Source organism: Prauserella rugosa, assembly GCF_000719975.1.
Taxonomy (GTDB): Bacteria; Actinomycetota; Actinomycetes; order Mycobacteriales; family Pseudonocardiaceae; genus Prauserella; species Prauserella rugosa.
Genome location: NZ_JOIJ01000024.1, coordinates 31,887 through 52,936 on the forward strand (window position 1 = coordinate 31,887; position 21,050 = coordinate 52,936).

At 69.4% G+C, this 21,050-nt stretch carries 18 protein-coding genes; 12 read left to right on the forward strand and 6 right to left on the reverse strand.

The window, feature by feature from the left end:
• Positions 1-42: 42 nt before the first annotated feature.
• The 4 genes from sbnB to IF64_RS0122350 all read left to right on the forward strand — a co-directional run bounded on the left by sbnB (position 43) and on the right by IF64_RS0122350 (position 5,958).
• A complete protein-coding gene (sbnB, locus tag IF64_RS0122335) occupies positions 43-1,095 on the forward strand; it encodes a 2,3-diaminopropionate biosynthesis protein SbnB (RefSeq protein WP_030534133.1) in 1,053 nt (350 codons plus the stop codon).
• 183 nt (positions 1,096-1,278) lie between these two features.
• Positions 1,279-3,204: an alkaline phosphatase gene (locus IF64_RS0122340; RefSeq protein WP_051758075.1), complete on the forward strand. Its 1,926-nt coding sequence runs from the start codon at positions 1,279-1,281 to the stop codon at positions 3,202-3,204.
• A gap of 202 nt (positions 3,205-3,406) precedes the next feature.
• Positions 3,407-4,510 (forward strand): LLM class flavin-dependent oxidoreductase, encoded by a 1,104-nt coding sequence (locus IF64_RS0122345; protein WP_030534135.1) that lies wholly within the window; start codon positions 3,407-3,409, stop codon positions 4,508-4,510.
• A 14-nt stretch (positions 4,511-4,524) separates the two neighbouring features.
• Positions 4,525-5,958, forward strand: a complete 1,434-nt coding sequence (locus IF64_RS0122350) for an SLC13 family permease (protein WP_030534136.1) — start codon at positions 4,525-4,527, stop codon at positions 5,956-5,958.
• A gap of 395 nt (positions 5,959-6,353) precedes the next feature.
• Here the strand turns inward: IF64_RS0122350 and IF64_RS25660 are convergent, their stop codons facing one another.
• The 6 genes from IF64_RS25660 to IF64_RS0122380 all read right to left on the reverse strand — a co-directional run bounded on the left by IF64_RS25660 (position 6,354) and on the right by IF64_RS0122380 (position 13,914).
• Positions 6,354-7,361, reverse strand: coding sequence for a hypothetical protein (locus tag IF64_RS25660; protein WP_145600636.1), 1,008 nt, complete (start codon positions 7,359-7,361; stop codon positions 6,354-6,356).
• A 5-nt stretch (positions 7,362-7,366) separates the two neighbouring features.
• Entirely contained in the window at positions 7,367-8,719 is a 1,353-nt protein-coding gene (locus IF64_RS0122360) for a hypothetical protein (protein ID WP_030534138.1), read from the reverse strand.
• A complete protein-coding gene (locus tag IF64_RS0122365) occupies positions 8,712-9,008 on the reverse strand; it encodes a DUF6403 family protein (RefSeq protein WP_030534139.1) in 297 nt (98 codons plus the stop codon). The genes IF64_RS0122360 and IF64_RS0122365 overlap by 8 nt, the downstream gene beginning before the upstream one ends.
• Positions 9,009-9,170: 162 nt before the next feature.
• Positions 9,171-10,712: a GMC family oxidoreductase gene (locus IF64_RS0122370; RefSeq protein ID WP_030534140.1), complete on the reverse strand. Its 1,542-nt coding sequence runs from the start codon at positions 10,710-10,712 to the stop codon at positions 9,171-9,173.
• 24 nt (positions 10,713-10,736) lie between these two features.
• Positions 10,737-12,311: an APC family permease gene (locus tag IF64_RS0122375; RefSeq protein ID WP_051758077.1), complete on the reverse strand. Its 1,575-nt coding sequence runs from the start codon at positions 12,309-12,311 to the stop codon at positions 10,737-10,739.
• Positions 12,312-12,423: 112 nt separating this feature from the next.
• On the reverse strand, positions 12,424-13,914 hold the full coding sequence (locus IF64_RS0122380; RefSeq protein ID WP_030534142.1) for an aldehyde dehydrogenase family protein: 1,491 nt from the start codon (positions 13,912-13,914) through the stop codon (positions 12,424-12,426).
• A gap of 447 nt (positions 13,915-14,361) precedes the next feature.
• Here IF64_RS0122380 and IF64_RS0122385 point away from each other — a divergent pair, with 447 nt between their 5' ends.
• From IF64_RS0122385 to IF64_RS27770, 8 genes are all read left to right on the forward strand, one after another.
• Positions 14,362-14,919, forward strand: a complete 558-nt coding sequence (locus IF64_RS0122385; protein ID WP_030534143.1) for a TetR/AcrR family transcriptional regulator — start codon at positions 14,362-14,364, stop codon at positions 14,917-14,919.
• 78 nt (positions 14,920-14,997) lie between these two features.
• Complete coding sequence (locus tag IF64_RS0122390) at positions 14,998-15,420, forward strand: pyridoxamine 5'-phosphate oxidase family protein (protein WP_030534144.1); 423 nt, start codon at positions 14,998-15,000, stop codon at positions 15,418-15,420.
• 129 nt (positions 15,421-15,549) lie between these two features.
• A complete protein-coding gene (locus IF64_RS0122395; protein ID WP_030534145.1) occupies positions 15,550-17,148 on the forward strand; it encodes an ABC transporter substrate-binding protein in 1,599 nt (532 codons plus the stop codon).
• Positions 17,145-18,149: an ABC transporter permease gene (locus IF64_RS0122400; RefSeq protein ID WP_030534146.1), complete on the forward strand. Its 1,005-nt coding sequence runs from the start codon at positions 17,145-17,147 to the stop codon at positions 18,147-18,149. Before IF64_RS0122395 ends, IF64_RS0122400 begins: the two co-directional genes overlap by 4 nt.
• Positions 18,142-19,035: an ABC transporter permease gene (locus IF64_RS0122405; protein ID WP_084706040.1), complete on the forward strand. Its 894-nt coding sequence runs from the start codon at positions 18,142-18,144 to the stop codon at positions 19,033-19,035. The genes IF64_RS0122400 and IF64_RS0122405 overlap by 8 nt, the downstream gene beginning before the upstream one ends.
• On the forward strand, positions 19,032-19,973 hold the full coding sequence (locus tag IF64_RS0122410; RefSeq protein ID WP_036877580.1) for an ABC transporter ATP-binding protein: 942 nt from the start codon (positions 19,032-19,034) through the stop codon (positions 19,971-19,973). Before IF64_RS0122405 ends, IF64_RS0122410 begins: the two co-directional genes overlap by 4 nt.
• Positions 19,967-20,605: an ABC transporter ATP-binding protein gene (locus IF64_RS0122415; RefSeq protein ID WP_030534149.1), complete on the forward strand. Its 639-nt coding sequence runs from the start codon at positions 19,967-19,969 to the stop codon at positions 20,603-20,605. The genes IF64_RS0122410 and IF64_RS0122415 overlap by 7 nt, the downstream gene beginning before the upstream one ends.
• Positions 20,606-20,831: 226 nt before the next feature.
• The coding region (locus IF64_RS27770; protein ID WP_211252642.1) for a hypothetical protein at positions 20,832-21,050 on the forward strand (219 nt) is incomplete at its 3' end.

Consider the following 21,050-nt stretch of genomic DNA (forward strand, 5'->3'; position numbering starts at 1 on the left):
TGATCGACATCCGGACCGCAACCGAGTCAGGAGGGACCGCTCTTGTCCACACCGCATCCGCCCGCAGGGCTGCGTGTCATCGGGGCCGCCGAGGTGGCCGCGCAGATCGACGGCAACCGCGAGGGCGCGCTCGCCGCCGTGCGCCGGGCGTATCTCGCGCACGCCTCGGGCGCGACGGCCAACCCGCATTCGAGCTTCCTGCGGTTCCCGGACCGCCCCTCCGACCGGATCATCGCCCTGCCCGCGTTCCTCGACGACACAGCCGGCACCGATGACCCGGCCGGGACCGAGGACGGGGGTCGGTGGTCGGGCATCAAGTGGATCGCCAGCTATCCCGGCAACGTCGAGCACGGATTTCCGCGCGCGTCGGCGACGATGGTGCTCAACGACTACGAGACGGGCTATCCGTACGCCGTGCTCGAGGCGTCGATCATCTCGGCCACCCGCACGGCGGCGTCGGCGGTGCTGGGAGCGGAGGCACTGCTCGGTGGGCGCCGGGCCCGCCGGGTCGGGTTCGTGGGCACCGGACTGATCAGCGACCACGTGCGGATGTTCCTGCGTGACCTGGACTGGGAGGTCGACGAGTTCGTCCTGTTCGACACGGTGCCCGCCAACGCCGAGCGGTTCGCCGCGACGCTGGCGGCCGACGGCCCGAAGGGTGCGGTGTCGGTGGCCGACGACGTCGCCGGTGCGTTCGCGGGCTGCGACCTGGTCGTGGTGGCGACGGTCGCGGGCACGCCGCATCTGACCGATCCGGCATTGCTGGCCGATGCCCCGGTGGTGCTGCACATCTCGTTGCGGGACTTGGCCCCCGAGCTGATTCTGCAGGCCACCAACGTCACCGACGACGTCGATCACGCCGTGCGGGAGCAGACGTCGTTGCATCTGGCCGAACAGCAGGTGGGGCACCGCGAGTTCGTGCACGGCACGATCGCCGACGTCGTGCGCGGCGAGCTGGTACGGGAGCCGGGCAGGGCGGCGATCTTCTCGCCGTTCGGACTGGGGGTGCTGGACCTGGCCGTCGGGGGTTGGGTCCACGACCAGGTCGCCGCGGCAGGGGGCGGGCACCTCGTTCCCGACTTCTTCCCGATCTGATCGACCCGATCTGATCGACGCGGGAAATGTGACAAACTGCGCATATCGCCATCTTTTGGCATGGCGTATTCCTTCGCGTTACTAACGATTCATCTGATCGAGGGAATCGGGGGATGGGGTGGACCGCGGACTTATCCAGGCCGCGACCCACCTCGGCCGCGGCAGGCGCGGAGGACAACACGTATGAGCAAGAAGGACGGACGCGGCGGACTCAGCCGGAGAGCGTTGCTGCAGGCCGCAGGTGGGGGTGGCGTCGCCGCGGCGGCGATCGTCGGACTGGGGGCCCAGCCCGCCGCGGCGCAGGCGGGGCCGGCCGCGGCCCGCACGCCCGTGGGACCGCTGAAGGCGGCCGATCCGCACGCGCTCACCGAGCGGAGGCGTCCGCGTCGGCGGCGTAAGCCCGACGCCGCCGAGATCACGATCCTGCCGATCGACCGGGCCAAGTTCCTGGCGGGCGCCAAGTTCGACCTGCGCGTGGAGGCCGTGGGGGTCGACCCGGAGACGGCGCGCATCGACATCCGCGTGAAGGGCCCCAAGGGTCCGGCCGAGATCCTGGTCGGCGAGCCGGAGCGCACCAGCTCGGCCGACGACAGCCTCGAGGTCACCTATCGCGGGCTGCACTACCCCGACGCGGGCGACTACACGGTCCAGGCCACCGTGCGTTCGGGCAACCGGCAGTCGAAGGACGAGGTCGGCCACGAGGTCGTGCTCGCCGAGGCGCCCGCCAAGCCCGCGAAGAACGTGATCTTCTTCCTGGGCGACGGCATGGGCCAGCCCGCCGTCACGGCCGCGCGGATCCTGTCGAAGGGGCTGACCGAGGGCAAGTACCACGGTCTGCTCGAGATGGACCGCATGGAGTACCGCGGCCTGGTGACGACGTCCGGAATGGACGCTCTGGCCACCGACTCGGCCAACTCCATGTCGGCGTACATGTGCGGGCACAAGTCGTCGGTGAACGCGATGGGCGTGTACGAGGCCAGCGAGGAGGACCCGAACAAGCACCCGCGCGTGGAGACGATGGCCGAGCTGCTCAAGCGCGCGCGGAACATGAAGATCGGCGTCGTGACCACCGCGGAGGTGCAGGACGCCACGCCCGCGGCCGTGTTCGCGCACACGCGGCGCCGTTCCGAGTACCAGGAGATCATGGACCAGTCGCTGCGCGAGGAGCAGCAGCCGACGGTGTACATGGGTGGCGGCCTGGCCTCGTTCCTGCCCTCGTCGCACGAGGACTCCTCGCGCGACGACGACCGTGACCTGGTCAAGGAGTTCACGGAGCAGGGCTTCACGCACGTCAGCACGAGCAGCGAGCTGACCCGCGCGGTGCGCGGCAAGGCCCCGGAGAAGCTGCTCGGCACGTTCCACACCGGCAACATGAACGTGTACCTCGACCGCAAGCACGACAAGAAGCCCGAGGTGCTCGGCAAGTGGGACGACCAGCCCACGCTGATGGAGATGACCGAGGCCGCGCTCAAGGTGCTCGAGGACTCCGACGACGGGTTCTTCCTCATGGTCGAGGGCGCGTCCATCGACAAGATGGAGCACCCGCTGGACGGTCCGCGCGCCGTGTACGACGCCATCGAGCTCGACCAGGCCGTCGGCGTGGCCAAGAAGTGGGCGGAGGGCCGCGACGACACGCTCATCGTCGTCACCGCCGACCACAACCACTCGATGAGCATCGTCGGCACGCACGACCGGCGGGACGCGGAGGGCCGCGACGCCAACGGTGTCTACGGCGACGCCACCTACCCGACGTACTCCGACGAGGACGGCGACGGCTTCCCCGACGACCCGAACCCGGACGTGCAGCTGTTCTTCGGCTGGTCGAACCACCCCGACCACACCGACGACTTCCAGCACAACCACGTGTTCGCCGAGCCTGCGCTCACCGACGAGGACAGCGGTAAGGCCGTCGACAACCCCGAGCGCGATCCGGGTGCCGAGCTGCAGATCGGCAACCTGCCGGGCGCGGAGACGAACTGCGTGCACACGGTCGAGGACGTCAGCGTGTGCGCATCGGGTCCCGGTTCGGCGCGCTTCAACGGCGTGCTGGACAACACCGAGATCTTCTTCGCGGTGATCGACGCACTGGGTGTCGACGCCCGCAGCTGACCCTCGGCGTTCGCGGCCGGTCCCGGTTCGTCCGGGGCCGGCCGTTTCGCTGTTTACGAACAGAAAGAAACAATAGATTCGTCCGCAGTGTGGGATTCATTTCACGCATTTCCGCGGAATGATTCTTTTCAGTGTTTTCGCTGTTAGCGTCGCGGCGAGTTCGAGACCCGACCGGTTCGCCGGTGGAAGGACGTTCCCGCTGATGAGTGTGACGCTGCACTGGTTTCTGCCCTCGCACGGTGACGGACGGTCTGTTGTGGACCGTCCGCACACGACGCCCGAGAGCGCGCACACGCCGCGCAGGCCGACGCTGGAGTATCTGACGCAGGTGGCGCGCGCCGCCGAGCAGAACGGTTTCATGGGCATGCTGACGCCGACCGGGTCGTGGTGTCAGGACGCGTGGTTGTCGACCGCGGCGCTGTTGCAGAGCACCGATCGGATCAAGTTCCTCGTCGCCTTCCGTCCGGGCAGCGTCACTCCGACGTTGGCCGCGCAGCAGGCCGTGACGTACCAGAACCTGTCCGGTGGGCGGTTGTTGCTGAATGTCGTCACGGGCGGGGATCCGGTGGAGCAGCGGCGGTTCGGGGACTGGCTCGACAAGGACCAGCGCTATGCCCGAACCGACGAGTTCCTGCACATCGTCCGCGAGATCTGGTCCGGCAAGCCGGTGGATTTCGACGGCGAGCACTACCAGGTGCGGGACGCGGCGATCTTCGACGTACCCGCCCCGCTGCCTCCGCTGTACTTCGGCGGCTCGTCACCTGCGGCGCTGCCGGTGGCGGCGCGCAGGGCCGACGTGCACCTGACGTGGGGTGAGCCGCCGGAGGCGGTGGCGGCCAAGGTGCGGACGTTGCGCGAGCTGGCCGATCGGGAGCAACGGCGGCTGCGGTTCGGCGTGCGTGCCCACGTGGTGACGCGGGACACCAGCGAGCAGGCGTGGGCGACGGTGCAGGGCTTTCTCGACGAGATGAATCCCGCGGACGTTGCCGCGACACAGGAGAAGTTGGCCGCATCCGAGGCGACGGGGCAGCAGGCGATGACGGCGTTGCACCAGGGGGTCAAGCCGGACGACGCGCGTGCGCTGGAGGTCCATCCGGGACTGTGGGCCGGTGTCGGCCTGCTTCGCGGTGGTGCGGGTACGGCGCTGGTGGGCAGTCACGCCGAGGTGGCGGATCTGATCGAGGAGTACCACCGCGCGGGGATCGAGGAGTTCGTGTTGTCGGGCTACCCGCATCTGGAAGAGGCGTACTGGGTCGGTGAGGGGTTGCGGCCCGAGCTGGCCCGCCGTGGCGTGTTGGCGCGGTAGGGGAGAGGTCGCTCGTGGCGTTGCACATCACCGCGCTGGCGGTGCTGGTCGTGATGTTCGTCGTCGCCTCGGTGCTGCCGGTGAACCTGGGTTTGCTGGCGTTGGTGGCGGCGTTCGTGGTGGGTGCCGGTCTGGGCGGCATGGATGTCGACGACATGCTCGCCGGTTTTCCCGCCGACCTGTTGGTGTTGTTGGTCGGGGTGACGTACCTGTTCGGGGTCGCGCAGGTGAACGGCACGCTGGAGCGGGTCGTCGACGGCGGGTTGCGGCTGGTGCGTGGCCGGGTCGCCTTGGTGCCGTGGTTGTTGTTCCTGTTGACGGCGTTCGTGGCGGCGGTGGGTGCGCTGAGCGCGGCGGCGGTGGCGATCATGGCGCCGATCGCGATGCGGTTCGCGCAGCAGTATCGGATCAGCCCGTTGTTGGTGGGTCTCATGGTGGTGCAGGGGGCCACCGCCGGGTCGTTCTCGCCGTTGAGCCCCTTCGGGGCGATCACCGGTCAGTTGGTGGCGGCCGAGGGGTTGCCGCCGCAGCAGCCGGGGCTGTTTCTGAGCAGTTTCGTGTTCAACGTCGTCATGGGCGCGTTCGTGTTCTGGCTGTTCGGCGGTGTGCGGTTGGCCCGCGAACGTCGCCGGCACGGTGGGGCCGACGGTGGTGACGTCGACGGTGACGCCGTGTCCGGGGCTACAGGGTCCGGGGCTGCCGTGTCCGGGGCTGCTGTGTCGGGTGCTGCTGTGTCGGGCGAGTCGGACGGTTCGGGCGGGGCGGGTGCGTCCGGTGGTTCGGGCGGCGGTGTCGCCACGGTTGCCGCGCCGGCGCCGGTGGCAGCGGTGGCGGCTGAGGGGGATCGCCGTGGCCTGTCGGTGCAGCAGGTGTTGACGCTGGCCGGATTGGGCGTGCTGGTCGTGGCGGGTACGGCGTTCGGGTTGGACGTCGGGTTCACGGCGTTGGCGGTCGGTCTGGTGCTGACGTTGGTGAAGCCGAGTGCGTACGCGGACGTGGTGTCGAAGGTGCCGTGGTCGGCGGTGTTGCTGGTGTGCGGTGTGATCACGTATGTCGGTGTGCTGGAGAGTGTCGGGACGATCGACTTTCTGAGTGATCTGCTGACGGGCGGGACCAGCCCGTTGGTGGCCGCGTTGGCGGCGGCGTACATCGGTGGGCTCATTTCCGCGTTCGCGTCGACGGCGGGTGTGTTGGGTGCGTCCATTCCGTTGGCTGCGCCTTTGTTGGACGGTGGTGTGCTTCCGGTGCTGGGCACGATCAGCGCTATCGGTATCGCGTCGAGTGTGGTCGATGTGAGTCCATTGTCGACGAACGGTGCGCTGCTGGTGGCGAACCAGCGGACGATGGATTCGCGTGTGTTCTTCCGGAAGCTTCTGGTGTGGTCCGTGCCGGTGATCGCCGTGGTCCCGTTGATCGCCTGGCTGGTGTTCGTGGTCCTGTGGCCGTGACGGTGCCCGGCCAAACCTACCCGTGTTGCGGACTCCGGGGCGCGTGTTGTGGTTCTGGGGGCGCGTGTTGCGGATTCCGGGGCGCGTTTCGTGAATTCGCGGGCTCAGTTTGCGCGTCCGGGGACTCGTGTTGTCCCCGGACCGCAATGCGAGCGCCCCGTAACCCGCAACACGACGTCCCGACCTCGCGCCACGCACCCGCATCTGCAACTTAACCCCCCAGAGCCGCAACACGGGCCCTCCGGGAAGCGCAACACCAACTCCCGCCCCTGCAACACGAACCCCGGGAAACGCAACACGCGTTCCCGACTTCGCAACACGCGTTCCTGAACCCGCAACACGCGCGCCCGGAAACGCAACACGCGTTCCCGAACTCGCAACACGGGTCGGGGTTTTCAGTTCCTTCGGCGGTGGTGGGTTCGGGCGAACTGGTCGTCCTCGAGTTTGGCCGCAAGTCGGGAAAGGTCGCGTGCGCGTTCGACGAGCGTCGCGGTGTCCGACGCACCGCTTCCCGAGTCGGCGGCCGCACCGCTGCCGCGCCCGCTCCGCGAGTCGGCATCCGCATCGCTGCCCGAATCCGTACTCGTCCCGGGATCGGGAGTTGTGCCGGAGGCGATGTCTCGGGTGAGGTCCAGGTATCGGTCGACGACGGTGCGGTAGCGGGTGGCGAAGCTCTTGGCACCAGGAGTGCCCTGCTGTGGGCCGACGGCACGGGCGTACACGCGGTCGAGGTCGATCAGCGCCTGGGAGACGGCGCCGGTTTCGGCGTTGAGCACGCTGCGAGTGTCGTCACCGGTCTCGGCCTCGATGCGGCGCTGCGCCGCGCGCCTGCCGGCTGCGCGGGCCAGGGCGTATGCGGCCGCGGCACCCAGGACCACCGCACATAGCGCGGCGCCCGCGAGCAGGTAGCGGGGCAGCGGTGGGTCGACGGTACGTGCGCCGTCGGGGACGTTCCCGGCGCGGACGAGACGGTCGAAGTTGACGACGATGACCTTGAGCGTGTCGATCGGCCGGTCGGCGAACGTGTCGATGCCGCGCGAGATGATCGTCTCGGCGACCATGCCCGTGCCGATGTCGTCGGTGTGGTGGCTGCAGCCGTAGGCGTTCCACGTGTCGTCGTCGCGGGTGAGGGCGACGAACAGCGTTCCGTCGGCGGCACGCGAGACGTTCTTGCACACGGCGCTCGCGTCGTCGTCGGGGGACAGGAAGCCAACGGTGAGCTTCCTGTTGCCGATCACATGCCGGGCCTCGTCGAGGTCGATCCGGTACTCGGGTGCGGCGTACACCGACGATCCGCGCAGTGCCTGCGCCACCTTCCCGTCGAAGATGCCGCCGGTGAACGCCGCCCAGCCGGCCAGCACGACGGCGAGCAGCACGGCGAGCAGAAACGGTTTGCGGTTCACGGCGATCACGCTCCCCAGCCCGCGACGTACCGCGCGGGGTCGTAGTCGGGCCTGCCGATGAGCCGCGCGGTCTGGGCCAGTTCCCTCTCGGCCTTGTCGAGCAGCGCGTGGGCGTAGCGCCTGCTGGTCGGTGTCGGGTCGAGGTCCTTGGCCGCGTCGAGGTGGGTGATCGCGCGGGTCAACGGCGGGTTGCTGTCCGGCCCGGTGAGTCCGGACACCTCGACGGCCAGCGCGGTCAGTGCGGCGATCCGCTTCGTCGGCGGGGTCGCGCGTGAGCTGCGCCTGACGGACCCGACGGACAGCGCGAGGAAACCCGCCACGCATGCCGCGAACACCCACGGCAGCGCCGGCATGGTGACCTTCAGCGGGTCGATCGGCTGGTAGGGCAGCGGCCGGTCGAACAGGCCCGCGTAGCGGACGTCGGTGACATCGTTCAGCCACGCGCCCAGAACGTTGCCCTGCGGATAATCGTAGGTGGCGAGGCGCTGGCCCATCACGCCGTAGAACCCTGCTGTGGCGACCTCGTAGAAGTCGTCGCGATACGGCCCGGCGTAATCGACGAACGCGTCGTACATCACGACGATCGGCGTGTCGGGGAAACGCTGCGCCAGTGCGGGCGCGTACTGGGGAATCGGTGCCGAACGGTCCGGCCGCGGCAGCGCGACGACCATGGGTTCGGTGTCCGGGAACGCGTGCTTCGCGCTCGCGGGAATGTCGTCGAGTGTCGCGCCCTCGGCGACGTGCAGCCGATCGCGTTCGAGATCCCGTGCCACGACGTCGAGTTCCGCGGCCGTCGGCGCGCGCCACGCGGGTGCCGGGGCCTGGGGCGGGTCGTCGCGTTCCTGAACGTGGTAGGCGGCCGTCAGCACCAGTTCGGTCACGTCGCCGACACCGAACTGGCTGCGGAACTCGTCCAGATCGGACGACGACACCGACACGACACCACCGGACACCCGCGTGCCCATGACGGTGATCAGCTCGAACGGCGCGTTCGCGACGTCGGGGTGCGAGGAGACCTCGCGCACCCGGTCGCGTTCCTGCTCGTCCAGTCCCGGCGGTGCGAACAGGAAACGCACGTCGTCGGTGTGCTCGAGGACCCACTGCTGGTCCCACGTCGCGTTCGCGCCGGGAAGTCGCACCACGCGTTCGGCCAGGACCCGGCGGGCCATCTCGTCGGCCGAGGGGACGGTGTGGTCGCTCAGTTCGCCGCCGTCGCCCTCCCGATAGTCCGACGACGGCGATTCGCCGTAGCTGACGTCGATGTCGCCTTGGCGTTGCTGGAGGAGGAACGCACCGGCGACCACGACCGCGATGACCGCAAGAGCCCACCGGGCGAGCGTGAGCGTGCGGTCACCCATCGCGGGCCTCCCGCCAGAGCCGGTCGGCGCGTTCGGCCAGATCCGTCGCCGTGCGCGCGGCCTTCGGCCCGCCGCTCAGTGCCTCCGCCTGGGCGAGCAGGCGGTCGGCCTCGGGAACGTGCGCGGGGCAGGCGTCGCGGCTCACGCCCGCGGCGGCGATCGCGGATTTCGCCGCCGCCCACGCCGCGCGCGTGCGCTCGGTGTGAGCGCGCATGCGAGGCACGTAGGCGCTCGTCACGCCCGCGCCGACGAGCACGGCACCGCCGCCCACCCAGATGATCCAGTTCACCGCGTGAGTATGGCCGACCCGGCCGGCGTTCGGGCGCGATATCCGACATCTCGGGCGCAGGTCACAGCATCGGTGCGGGGACCGGGGAACCCGGAACACCGCGACGCGGCCCCTCCCGGTCGACGATCCGGGAGGGGCCGCGTCATCGGGCCGGGTGCCTGCTCAGGCGTTGTCCTCCTTGAGCATGTCGGAGCACTTCTCGCCGATCGCCATCGTCGTGATGTTGGGGTTGACGGTCACGAGGAACGGCATGGCCGACGCGTCGGCGACCCGCAGCCCGTGCACGCCCTTGACCCGCAGGCGGGCATCGAGCGGCTTGTCGGCCTCGGTGCCCATCGGCACGGACGCCGCAGGGTGGTAGACCGTGTTGTGGGTGCGGCTGATGTAGTCGGCGATCTCGTCGTCGGTGCGCACGTCCGGTCCGGGGAAGAGTTCGGCTCCCGCCCATTCGCGCATCGCGGGCTGCTCGACGATCTTGCGCGCGAGCTTGATGCCCTCGGTCATCACCCGCATGTCGTGGGGATGCGTGAAGTACTTCGGGTCGACGGCGGGCTTGTCCCGGAAGTCCCTGCTGCGCAGGCGAACCGTGCCATTCGAGCGCGCCCGCGTGACGTTGGGCGTCAGGCAGAACGCGTTCTCCGACGTCGGGTATCCCTGGCGCACCGTGTGCATGTCGAACGGCACCGAGCCGTAGTGGAACATCAGGTCCGGCCGGTCCAGACCCTCCTCGGTCTGGGTGAAGATGCCGATCTCCCACCACTGCGTGGAATCGGTGACCATGGGCTGTTTGGCGTCCCAGCTGATCACGCCCTCCGGGTGGTCCTGCAGCGTCGAACCGACGCCGGGGGAGTCGACGAGCACGTCGATGCCGAACTCGCGGAGGTGTTCGGCAGGGCCGATGCCCGACAGCATGAGCAGCTTCGGAGTGTCGATCGCACCGGTCGACAGGACGACCTCGCGGCGCGCGCTGACGCTGCGGGTGTGGATCTGGTCCTCGTCGAGGTACTGCACCCCGGTGGCACGGGTGCCGTCGAAGGTGACCTTCCTCGCCCACGCGTTCGTCCGGATCTCCAGGTTCGGCCGGTCGAGCACGGGGTGCAGATAGGACACCGACGACGACGAACGGGTGCCGTCCTCGCGGGCGTTGATCTGGAACCAGTTCGCCCCGTGGGTCACGGTCGTGCCGGAGTTGAACTCGGTCGTCGGGATGCCCTGCTGGGCGCAGGCCTCCAGCAGCGCGACCCCGCACGGGTCCTTCGGCGGAACGCTGCGAATGGTCACCGGACCGCTGCGGCCGTGGTGCTCACCGGGGCCGTCGTTGGTCTCGAGGCGCTTGTACAGCGGGAAGACGTCCTTCGCGCCCCAGCCCGTGAGACCCATGGACTCCCACTCGTCCAGGTCCTCGGCCGGGGCCCAGAAGGCGATGCACGAGTTGTGGGACGAGCAACCCCCGAGCACGCGCGCACGTGCATGCCGCATGAACGAGTTCCCGTTCTCCTGCGGCTCGATGAGGTAGTCCCAGTCGTAACCGGACTCCAGCAACGCCATCCAGCGGTTCAGCTCGAGAATGTTGCGATCGCCCACATCGGACGGTCCGGCCTCGAGCAGGCACACGGTGACGTCGGGGTCCTCGGACAGGCGTGAGGCGACCGCGGCGCCCGCGCTGCCACCGCCCACCACGACGTAGTCGAACTGATCGGTCATGGGAGTTTCCTTTCCGCCTCGTGCTCAGGTGAGGCTCGAGGCCTCGCGGTCGGTGGTCGGCTCGGCCTGCAGGCTCGCCCCGGCGTGTTCCGGGTCCGCGGGAGCGGCGTGGTCGGCGAGGACGCCCACCTTGTGCCGCTGGACGAACCAGTAGTACGCGAACCCGCCGACGGCCGCGATGCCGACGAACAGAACGGCGCTGTACTGCAGGTACCAGTGGTGCGGCGGCTCGGCGTTGTACACCTCGGTGCGCGGCCAGGCCAGGTTCACGGTCATGCCCAGTCCCCACAGCACGGCGAGGACGTTGATGGGCAGACCGAATCTGCCGAGGCTGAATCGGCCCTGCTCCTTCGCCGGCTTCCACTTCCCGCGCAGGCGTGCGACCAGCATCGGGATCGTCACGAGCAGGTACGAGATGTAGATGAGGATGATCGCCAGCGACGTGATCGCGGTGAAGATCTGCGGCTGCCCGATGTTGACCAGCAGCAGCACGACCGCCAGCACACCGATGAACACCGCGGGCAGCACCGGCGTCTGGAACCGCGGGCTGACGCGCGCCAGCCGCCTGCCACCGGGCAGCGCGTTGTCGCGGGCCATGGCGAACATGATGCGGATGGCCGCGGTGTGCACCGCGAGCACGCACACGGTGATCGCGACGAAGATGCCCAGCAGGAACAGGCGTCCCACGAACGGTCCGAGCGCGTCGTTCAGGACGAACTGCAGGCCGGACACGCCCAGTTCGGGGGCGCCGATGTCGCGGATGGCCATCATGCCGAACAACAGGATCAGGCCACCGAGCAGGAACGAGGCGATCAGCGCACGCAGGATCGCCTTCGGCGCGTTGCGGTGCGGATCGATCGACTCCTCGCCGAGGGAGGCCGCGGTGTCGAAGCCGTACATCACGTACGACGAGGCGATACCGGCGACGAGGAACGCCGTGAGATAGCTGCCGCCGTGCGCGGACTCGGTGCCCGCGGTCTCGAACACGATGCTCGGCGGGTTCACCGCGACCAGCGCCAGCGCCACGATCAGGGCCACGGCGGCGACGAGTTCGATGAACACGCCCGTGCTGTTGATCCGGGCCATGAGCCGCACGCCGTAGGCGTTGACGAGCGTGGTGAACAGGATCAGCAGCATCGCCAGCACGATGCCGTTGACGGCCGCGTCGGTGGCAGACGTTCCGTCGCCGACGAACTGGAAGCCCTCCCAGATCTGCGGGAGGGTGTTCTGGTAGGCCAGCGCCGTGGCCGAGATCGACACGATCGACGCCAGCAGCATCATCCAGCCGGCGAGCCAGCCGACGTGCCGTCCACCGAGCTTCTTCGCCCAGTTGTACACCGAACCCGCGATGGGATAGCGCGATGCCAGCTCGGCGAAACTCAACGCCACCAGCAATTGCCCGACGAACACGATCGGCCAGGACCACCAGTAGGCGGGACCGCCGAGACCGAGACCGAAATAGGACAATTGGAAGGTGCCGGTGAGCACCGAGATGTAGCTGATCCCCGCGGCGAACGTGTGGAATCCGCCGAGGCTCCGTTTCAGTTTGTTGGTGTAGCCGAACTCACCGAGTCCGGCGTCCTGGTTGGGCGCACTCATGCCCCGAACTCCTTTCCCGGGCGGTGTGCGGACACACTTGTCCCGGGTGGTCGTTTCCTGCGTAGTGCGAAAAAGTGCGGCGGACAGGTTCCGCGCCGCGATTTCCGGCCTATTAGCCGGAGAACCAGTTCTGCGGTCCGGGCCGCAGATTCTGGTAGACGTGCTTGGCTTCCTGGTACTCGCCGAGACCGGCGCGGCCGAGTTCACGGCCGATACCGGACTGCTTGAAGCCGCCCCATTCCGCCTGCGGCAGATACGGGTGGAAGTCGTTGATCCAGACGGTGCCGTGCCGCAGCCGGTTGGCCACCCGCTGCGCCTTGGCCGGATCGCCGGTGAACACCGCGCCCGCGAGGCCGTAGTGGGTGTCGTTGGCGATGCGGACCGCGTCGTCCTCGTCGGTGAACCGCTCGACGGTCAGCACGGGGCCGAAGGACTCCTCGGTGACGGCGTACGAACCCTGTCGCACCTCGTCGAGCACGGTCGGCAGGTAGAAGTGCCCCGCGGCGTAGCGCTCGCCCTCGGGGCGGGCGCCGCCGGTGCGCAGTACGGCGCCCTCGGCGACCGACTTGGCGACGTAGTCCTCGACCTTGCGCAGGTGTGCCTCGGAGATGAGCGGGCCGGTCTCGGCGTCGTCGTCGAACGGTCCGCCGATACGGATCCGCTCGGCCCTGCGCACGATCTCGTCAACGAGCCGGTCGTGCAGTTCGTCCTGGACGATCAGCCGCGCGCCCGCCGAACACACCTGGCCGGAGTGCAGGAAGATCGCGGTCAGCGCGAAGTCGACGGCGGTGTCGAAGTCGGCGTCGGCGAACACGACGTTCGGGTTCTTGCCGCCGAGTTCGAGCGCGACCTTCTTGACCGTCGGGGCCGCCAGCGCGGAGATCGTGCGTCCCGTGTGGAGTCCGCCGGTGAACGACACGAGGTCGACGTCGGGGTGCTCGGCCAGCACGCTGCCGACCTCGGGACCGGTGCCGAGCACGAGGTTGCCGACGCCCGCGGGCAGACCGGCCTCGGTGAGCGCGCGCATGAGCAGGATCGCAGTGCTCGGGGTCAACTCGCTCGGCTTGAGCACGAAGGTGTCACCCGCGGCGATCGCCGGTGCGACCTTCCACGCGACCTGCAACAACGGGAAGTTCCACGGGGTGATCATGCCGCAGACCCCGACCGGCTCGTACTGCACGCGGCTGATCGCATCCGGCGAACCGGTGTCGACCACACGGCCCGAGTCGGTGCCGGCGAGTTTGCCGAAGTAGCGGAAGCACGCGGCGATGTCGTCCATGTCGAATTCGCTCTCGACCAGCCGCTTTCCGGTGTCGAGCGATTCGGCGCGGGCGAAGTCGGCCTTGTCGCGGACCAGGATGTCGGCCACGCGCAGCAACAGGTCGCCGCGGTCCCACGCCGAACTCGAGGCCCACGTGCCCTCGTCGAACGCACGTCGCGCCGCCGCGACGGCCTGCTCGGCATCCGTGCGCGAGCCCTCCGCGACCGTGGCCACCAGTGTTCCGTCCGCGGGGCAGTGGATCTCGCGAGTTCCTCCTTCTGCGGCCGTTCTCCATTCACCGTCGATGAACAACGTGGCTGCCGGAATGTCGGCGTGCGGCATGGGTTTTTCGCTCTTTTCCGTTCGTTCGGCGTTTCTCGTGGCGTCCGTCCCCCGGTGCGGGCGGGCCGCGCGGTGTCGCGGCGCCGCTTCGGCGCCGTCGCAGCTGTCTGACCTGCGACGTCGCGTGCGCACCGGCATGGCGTCCGTGCGTGCCGCGGTGGACCGGCATCCGCGCGGTCGCGAATTCGCGGCGGTGCGATCTCGCCGCGGTGTGGTCTCTCCGCGGTGTCGGCTCTGTGGCCGGAGTTCGCATTCGTTCGGCGTCGGGGCAGGACACTAACACCGGACCTGTACATCTGTACACCAATGGCGTACGAATCGTTTCGGGGATGCTCGGGAAATTGCGCTTGAACAGCGGTTTCCTGATTCCGGTGATCTGCGCCGCATCGCCGTCGGGGGTGCTCGTGGCACGCTGGTGGTCCGATCACGGGAGGGAACGTCGAGGGAATGCCGAGCAACCAGTCCGCGGCCGGTCGCAGGGATCCGGACCGCAGGGAGCGGATCGCGCGCGCGGCCATCGACGTCGTCGCCGAGGTCGGCGTCGAGAAGCTGACGCATCGCAGGGTGGCCGCGGCCGCCGGCGTTCCGCTGGGGTCGACGACCTACTACTTCGCCACGCTCGACGACCTGTTGGCCAGCGCGCTGCGCCAGGCCGCCGACGACGACGTCGAGCACCTGCGCAAATGGGCCGCGGGCCTTGAGGCGGGCGGCGACCTCGCCGAGGCGCTCACGGACCTGGTGCTGCACTACCTCGGGCCCGCGCGGGCGCAGACGGCCGTCGAGCACCAGCTCTACATCGCGGCACTGCACCGTCCCGCGCTGCGCCACGTCAGCCAGGAATGGGACACCGCGCTGGCCGAACTCTTCGCGGCCTACACCGACGCCGACACCGGCAGGGCTCTGTCGGTCGTGTTCTGCGGGTGGCAGCTGCAGGGCATTGTCCGGGACGCGCTGCCGGAGCGGGCCGAGGTGGAAGCCTCGTTCCGGCGGATGCTCTCGTCCTGACCCTGCCGTTTCCGGCCGCGGCCGCTCGGGCCCGTCGGCGACCGGCGGATGTCGGTGGTCGCGGCTAACGTCTCGGTCATGGCGTTATCCGTGGAAGAACGTGAGCAGTTCCTGGCCGAACCGCACATCGGCGTGCTGTCGGTCGTCGAGAGCGCAGGTCGCGGGCCGTTGTCGGTGCCGATCTGGTACCAGTACCGGCCCGGCGGAGTTCTGTGGATCCGCACGGGCACCGATTCGCGCAAAGCGAGGGCGATTCGCGCGGCGGGCCGGTTCACCCTGGTCGTGGAACGGTCCGAACCGACGGTCCGGTACGTGAGCGTGGAAGGGCCCGCCGAGTTCGGCGACGACAGTCACGCGCTGTCGCTGGAGATGGCGGCCCGGTACCTGCCCCGCGATCGGGCGGAGCAGTTCGTGGACTACGAGCGGGAACACCTCGGTGAACATCTCGTGATCACGATGCGCCCCGAACACTGGCTGTCGTCCGACATGGGAGCGCTCTGAGGCGGTCGCTGCCCTCGTTCTGTCGCCGGTGAACGGGATGTTTCGGATTCTCTCGCAACCTTGTCATCTGATCAGCTGAACAGATAATTTGCCGTGCGGACGGATCGGTCGGCGCGGGGGAGTTGCGGGATGTGTTCCAGAGGCGCCGCCGCGGCGCGTGCGATCGCGACGCTGACGTGCCTGCTCCTCACGGCCGGAGCCTGTGCCGTGCCCGAAGGCAGCGGCAACGCGACCGGTGACGAGGGGCTCGTGCTGGCCGAGGCCTACGAGGACGAGAGCCTGCACCCGCTGCTCGGGCACGGGCAGGAAGGTGCCTCCAAGATCTTCGACGGCCTGTACGACTACGGGGCCGACCGCAGGCCGCACCCGGCGTTGGCCTCCGCGCCCGCGCGCGAATCGGCCGACGGCCGGTCGTGGACCGTGCCGCTACGCCGCGGGGTCGTGTTCCACGACGGGTCGCCGTTCTCGGCCGACGACGTCGTCGCCACCTACCGGGCGCTGGCCGACCCGCGTTACGCCTCCACCGTGTCGTCGAAGTACGAGATGGTCGAGTCGGTGCGCGCCCTCGACGACCACACGGTCCGATTCGACCTCGCGTACCGCTATACGCCGTTTCCGCACAAGCTCACGCTCGGGATCGTGCCCGCCGAGACGCTGGCCGAACCCGAACCATTGGAGAACTCACCCCTCGGCAGCCATCCGATCGGCACAGGGCCCTACGAACTCACCGAGTGGCGGAAGGGCGATCGCATGGTGCTGACGGCCAACGACCGGTACTGGGGTGGGGCGCCGAAGGTGCGGACCATCACCGCGGTCTTCGCCGGCGACGACAACACCAGGGCGCAGCGGCTGCGGGCGGGGGAGTTCGACGGAGCGTCGCTGCCACCCGCGCTCGCCGACACGATGCGCGATCTGGCCGGATACCGCGTCGTGCACCACCGCACGGCCGACTACCGGACCATCACGATGCCCTCGGACAACCCCGTGACCGGCGATCACGCCGTGCGCACCGCGCTCAACCACGCCGTCGACCGGCGCGGCATGATCGAGGCCATCCTGGCCGGTCACGGCGTTCCCGCGGACACGCCGATCCCGCCCGCACTGGAGGAGCTGCACGAGCCGCGGGCCACGTTCGCCTTCGACAGGGTGAAGGCGCGGCGCATCCTCGACGACGCGGGTTGGCGCGTCGGCGACGACGGTGTGCGCACGCGCGGCGGAACTCGGGCGGCGTTCACGCTCATGTACCCGGCCGACGACAGCGTGCGGAAGCTGTTCGCGCAGGCCTTCGCCTCGGACGCGAAGGCGGTGGGCATCGACGTGACACTGGAAGGTCTGGGCTGGGAGGCGATCGATCCGCGCATGGACCGGGACGCGGTGGTCCTCGGCGGCGGTAACCCCTTCGAGCCCGATCTGGTCGCCTATCCGCTGCTGCACTCGTCCTACGGCGGGGACGGCTACAACAACCCGGGCTACTACGCCAATTCCGATGTGGACGCCGCGCTCGAGGAGTCGCGAAGGGCCGACACCGACGCCGACAGGGCCGCCGCGTTCCGCCGTATGCAACGCGCTTTCCACGGCGACCCTGGCTTCGTGTTCCTCGCGTTCCTCGACCACAGTTACGTGCTGCGGGAAGGGTGGAAGGGCTACCGCCCGGTGGTCGAACCGCACACGCACGGACTGACGTGGGGACCGTGGTGGAACGTGCGTACCTGGGAGCGGCAGCGATGAGCGCCCGTACCCACGCCACCACGCCGCGCGGCGAGGCCATCGCGCGGCTCGTCGCGCGCAGGCTCGCGATGGCGATCCCCGTGCTGATCGTGATCGCCGGTGGGGTGTTCCTGCTCGGTGCTGCATCGCCGTTCGATCCCATCCACCAGTACTACGGCGTCGACGTGTTCTCCGCGGGGGAGCAGCAGCTCGAGCAGACCAGGGAACAGCTCGGACTCGACGATCCGGTCCACGTCCAGTTCGGACGGTGGATCGGCGGACTGTTGACCGGCGACCTCGGCACGAGCCGCGTGTTCCACCAGCCGGTCGCCGACGTGCTGGCCGAACGGTTGCCGTGGACGCTGTTGCTCGCGGGCACGGGCATCGTCGTCGCCGCGCTGCTGGCACTCGTGCTCGGCATCGTGACGGCGTGGCGTCAGGGCGGCTGGCTCGACCGCACGGTCACGGCCATCGGCCAGGGCATGGAGGGGCTGCCGAGTTTCGTGCTGGCCTTCGTCGCAATCCTGGTGTTCTCGGTCGGCCTGGGCTGGCTGCCCGTCGCAGGCGTCACCGACGGCGACGCCGAGGCGACATTCGGACAGGTGGCGCGGCATCTCGTGCTCCCGGCGCTCGTGCTGGGGGCCTCGCAGTCGCCGTGGCTGGTCCTGCACCTGCGGCAGTCGCTGCTGACCTCCCTCGCCGACGACCACGTGATCGGGGCGCGGGCCCGTGGATTGCCCGAACGTCTCGTCGTCACCGGCCACGCGCTGCCGACCGCGCTGCTGCCGTTCCTCAACGTGCTCGGCACCCGTGTGCCCGAACTCGTCACCGGCGCGGTGCTCGTGGAGACGGTGTTCTCGTGGCCGGGGGTCGCCTCGGCGATGGTCGAGGCGGGACTCGCCGTGGACTATCCGCTTCTGGCCGTGCTGGCGCTGCTCGCGACTGCCGCGGTGCTGCTCGGTTCGTTGCTCGCCGACATCGCCACGGCGCTGACCGACCCGAGGGTGCGGGCCGATGGCTGAGCAGACCTGGCGCCCGGCGGCACGCAGAAGGGCGGGCACTCCGCGGGGGCGGGCCGTCGAAGGCAGGGCGCACGCACGGCTCGTCGTGGGCGTGGCGGTACTGGCCGTGCTGGTGGTGGCCGCCGTCGTGGTGCCGTGGCTCGCGCCGTCCGGTGAGCAGTTCTTCGACTACACGCAGGTGCGCCAGGGGCCCAGCGGCGAGCACCTCTTCGGTACCGACCAGGCGGGCAGGGACCTGTTCGCGCGGTCGCTCGCGGGCCTGCGGATCTCGTTGATCGTGGCGGTGATCTGCGCGCTCGGATCGATCACGCTGGGCACGCTGATCGGTGCGGTCGCCGGATTCCTCGGCGGTTGGCCGGACCGGCTGCTCATGCGCCTGCTCGACACGGTGAACGCCGTGCCGCACCTGTTGCTCGGCATCGTCATCGTGGCGCTGTACCGGGGCAGCATGACCGCCGTCATCGTGTCCATTGTGGTCACCCACTGGACGACGGTGGCCAGGATCGTGCGCGGCGAGGTGCTGTCGCTGCGCCAGCGGCCGTTCGTGGACGCGGCGATCTCCGGGGGCGCGTCGCAGTTGCACGTCGTCCGCAGGCACGTGTTGCCCGCCGTCGTCCCGCAGGCCGCGCTGTCCGCCGTGCTCGTGCTGCCGCACGCCGTGTGGCACGAGACGGCACTGAGCTTCCTCGGACTGGGCCTGCCGCCGCACATGGCCAGCATCGGCAACATCCTGTCGGACGCCCGTTCGGAACTACTGCTCGGCGGCTGGTGGGTCGTGGTGTTCCCGTCGGCGCTGCTGGTCGTGACGACCCTCGCCACCGCGGGGATCGCCGGAACGCTGCGCGACCGGCTGGTCCCACGGCGACGATCGGAGTTGGCGCTGTGAACGACGCGTTGACGATCGACGACCTGTCGGTGCGCTTCCTGTTGGGACGCAAGGGAAAGGCCGGAGTCGTCCGGGCCGCGAGCGAGGTGTCGCTGACCCTCGCCCGCGGGCGGATGCTCGCGCTCGTCGGGGAGAGCGGCTGCGGCAAATCGGTGCTCACGTCGGCGCTGCTCGGTCTGCTTCCCGCCAACGCCCAGACCCGCGGCCGCGCCGTGCTGCACGCCCCCGGCGGGGACGTCGACCTGTGCACGGCGACGGAACGCACCCTCGCCCAGCACATCCGCGGCAGGCGCATCGGTCTCGTGCCCCAGTCGGCCGCCGGGCACCTCACCCCGGTGCGGACGGCGCGGGCGCAACTCGCCGAGACGGTACGGCTCATCGGCCCGCCCGGCACCGACGTCGACGACCTCGCCGAGCGCGCAGGCATCGACCCCGCCGTGCTCGACCGGTATCCCCACGAGCTGTCCGGCGGGATGGCGCAACGGGTCGCCTTCGCACTCGCCATGGCAGGCGACCCCGACGTGATCCTCGCCGACGAACCCACCACCGGCCTCGACCGTCCGCTCGTCGACCGCGTGGTCGGACAGCTGGCCACCATGGCCGACAACGGAAAGGCGGTTCTGCTCATCACCCACGATCTCGCCGCCGCCCGCCGCGTCGCCGACGACGTCGCCGTGATGTACGCGGGCCGCATCGTCGAATCCGGACCCGCCGACGAGGTGTTCGCCGACCCGTGGCACCCCTACACCCGCGGACTTCTCGACGCACTGCCCGACGGCACGTTCACCCCCATTCCAGGCCATCCCCCGGAGCTGACTAACGTGCCCGACGGATGCGCGTTCTGCGCCCGCGTCGACCACGACGACCCCACCTGCACCGGCGATGCCACCGTGTTCACCGTCGGCGAGCGCATGATCGCGGGGCACCGGCCGTGCTGAGCGCCAAGGACATCGTCGTCGGCTATCACCGAGGCCGGCCCGTGCTCGACCACGTCGACCTCGACCTGCGCCCGGGCACCACCCTCGGCCTCGCCGGCCCCAGCGGTTGCGGCAAATCGACCGTCGCCAAGGTGCTGTCCCTGCTGCTCGAACCCTGGTCCGGCCAGGTCACCCTGGACGGTGAGACCGTACCCGGCTTCCGCCAGCGCGCGCCCCGAGAACAGCGCACCGCCGTCGGCGTCGTCTTCCAGCAACCACGCCTGGCCACCGACCCACGCTGGACACTCGACGACATCATCCGCGGACCCCTCCACGCCTGCCGGCGACCCGACGACGGCATCGTCGATGACCTCACCCACGCCGTCGGACTCACCCCCGACCTGCTGCGCCGACGCCCCCACGAAGTCTCCGACGGTCAACTCCAACGCGCCTGCCTCGCCCGCGCCCTCGTCCTCCGCCCCCGCTACCTCATCTGCGACGAGATGACCGCCATGGTCGACGCCTCCACCACCGCACTCCTCGTCCACCTCGTCCGCGACCGCGTCACCACCGACGGCATCGGCGTTCTCGCCATCAGCCACGACGACACATTGCTCGACGCCTGGGCCGACTCCGTCATCCACTGGCCGTAGCCCCGGCCGCCTCCCGTGTTGCGCATTCGGGGGCCCGTGTTGCGGATTCGGGGGCTCGTGTTGCGGGTTCGGGGGCGCGTGTTGCGGGTTCAGGGGTGGGTGTTGCGCATTCGGGGGCTCGTGTTGGCGATTTTCGGGCTTGTGTGGGTTTTTAGGGGCGGGTGCTGTTCTCCGGGGGGCTGATTTGGTGGGTGCGGTTTGCCGTCGGGGTTGTTCGTTCCGGTGGGTGCGGTTCGCCGTGGGGTTTTTCGCCTCGCCGGCTGGGCAGGTCTCTGGGATGGCGTTTTTCCGCTTCGCTTTATCCCGTCGAACCTGGCTTTTGTTTATCACGCTGCAGGCGGTGTTTCGTTGGGGTGGTTTGTTGCGCCCTGCCTGCAGCGTGATGGGGTTTGGCCAGGTCGACGGGATGGCGCTTCGCTTACCGGGGGCGACTCTATTGGGTGAT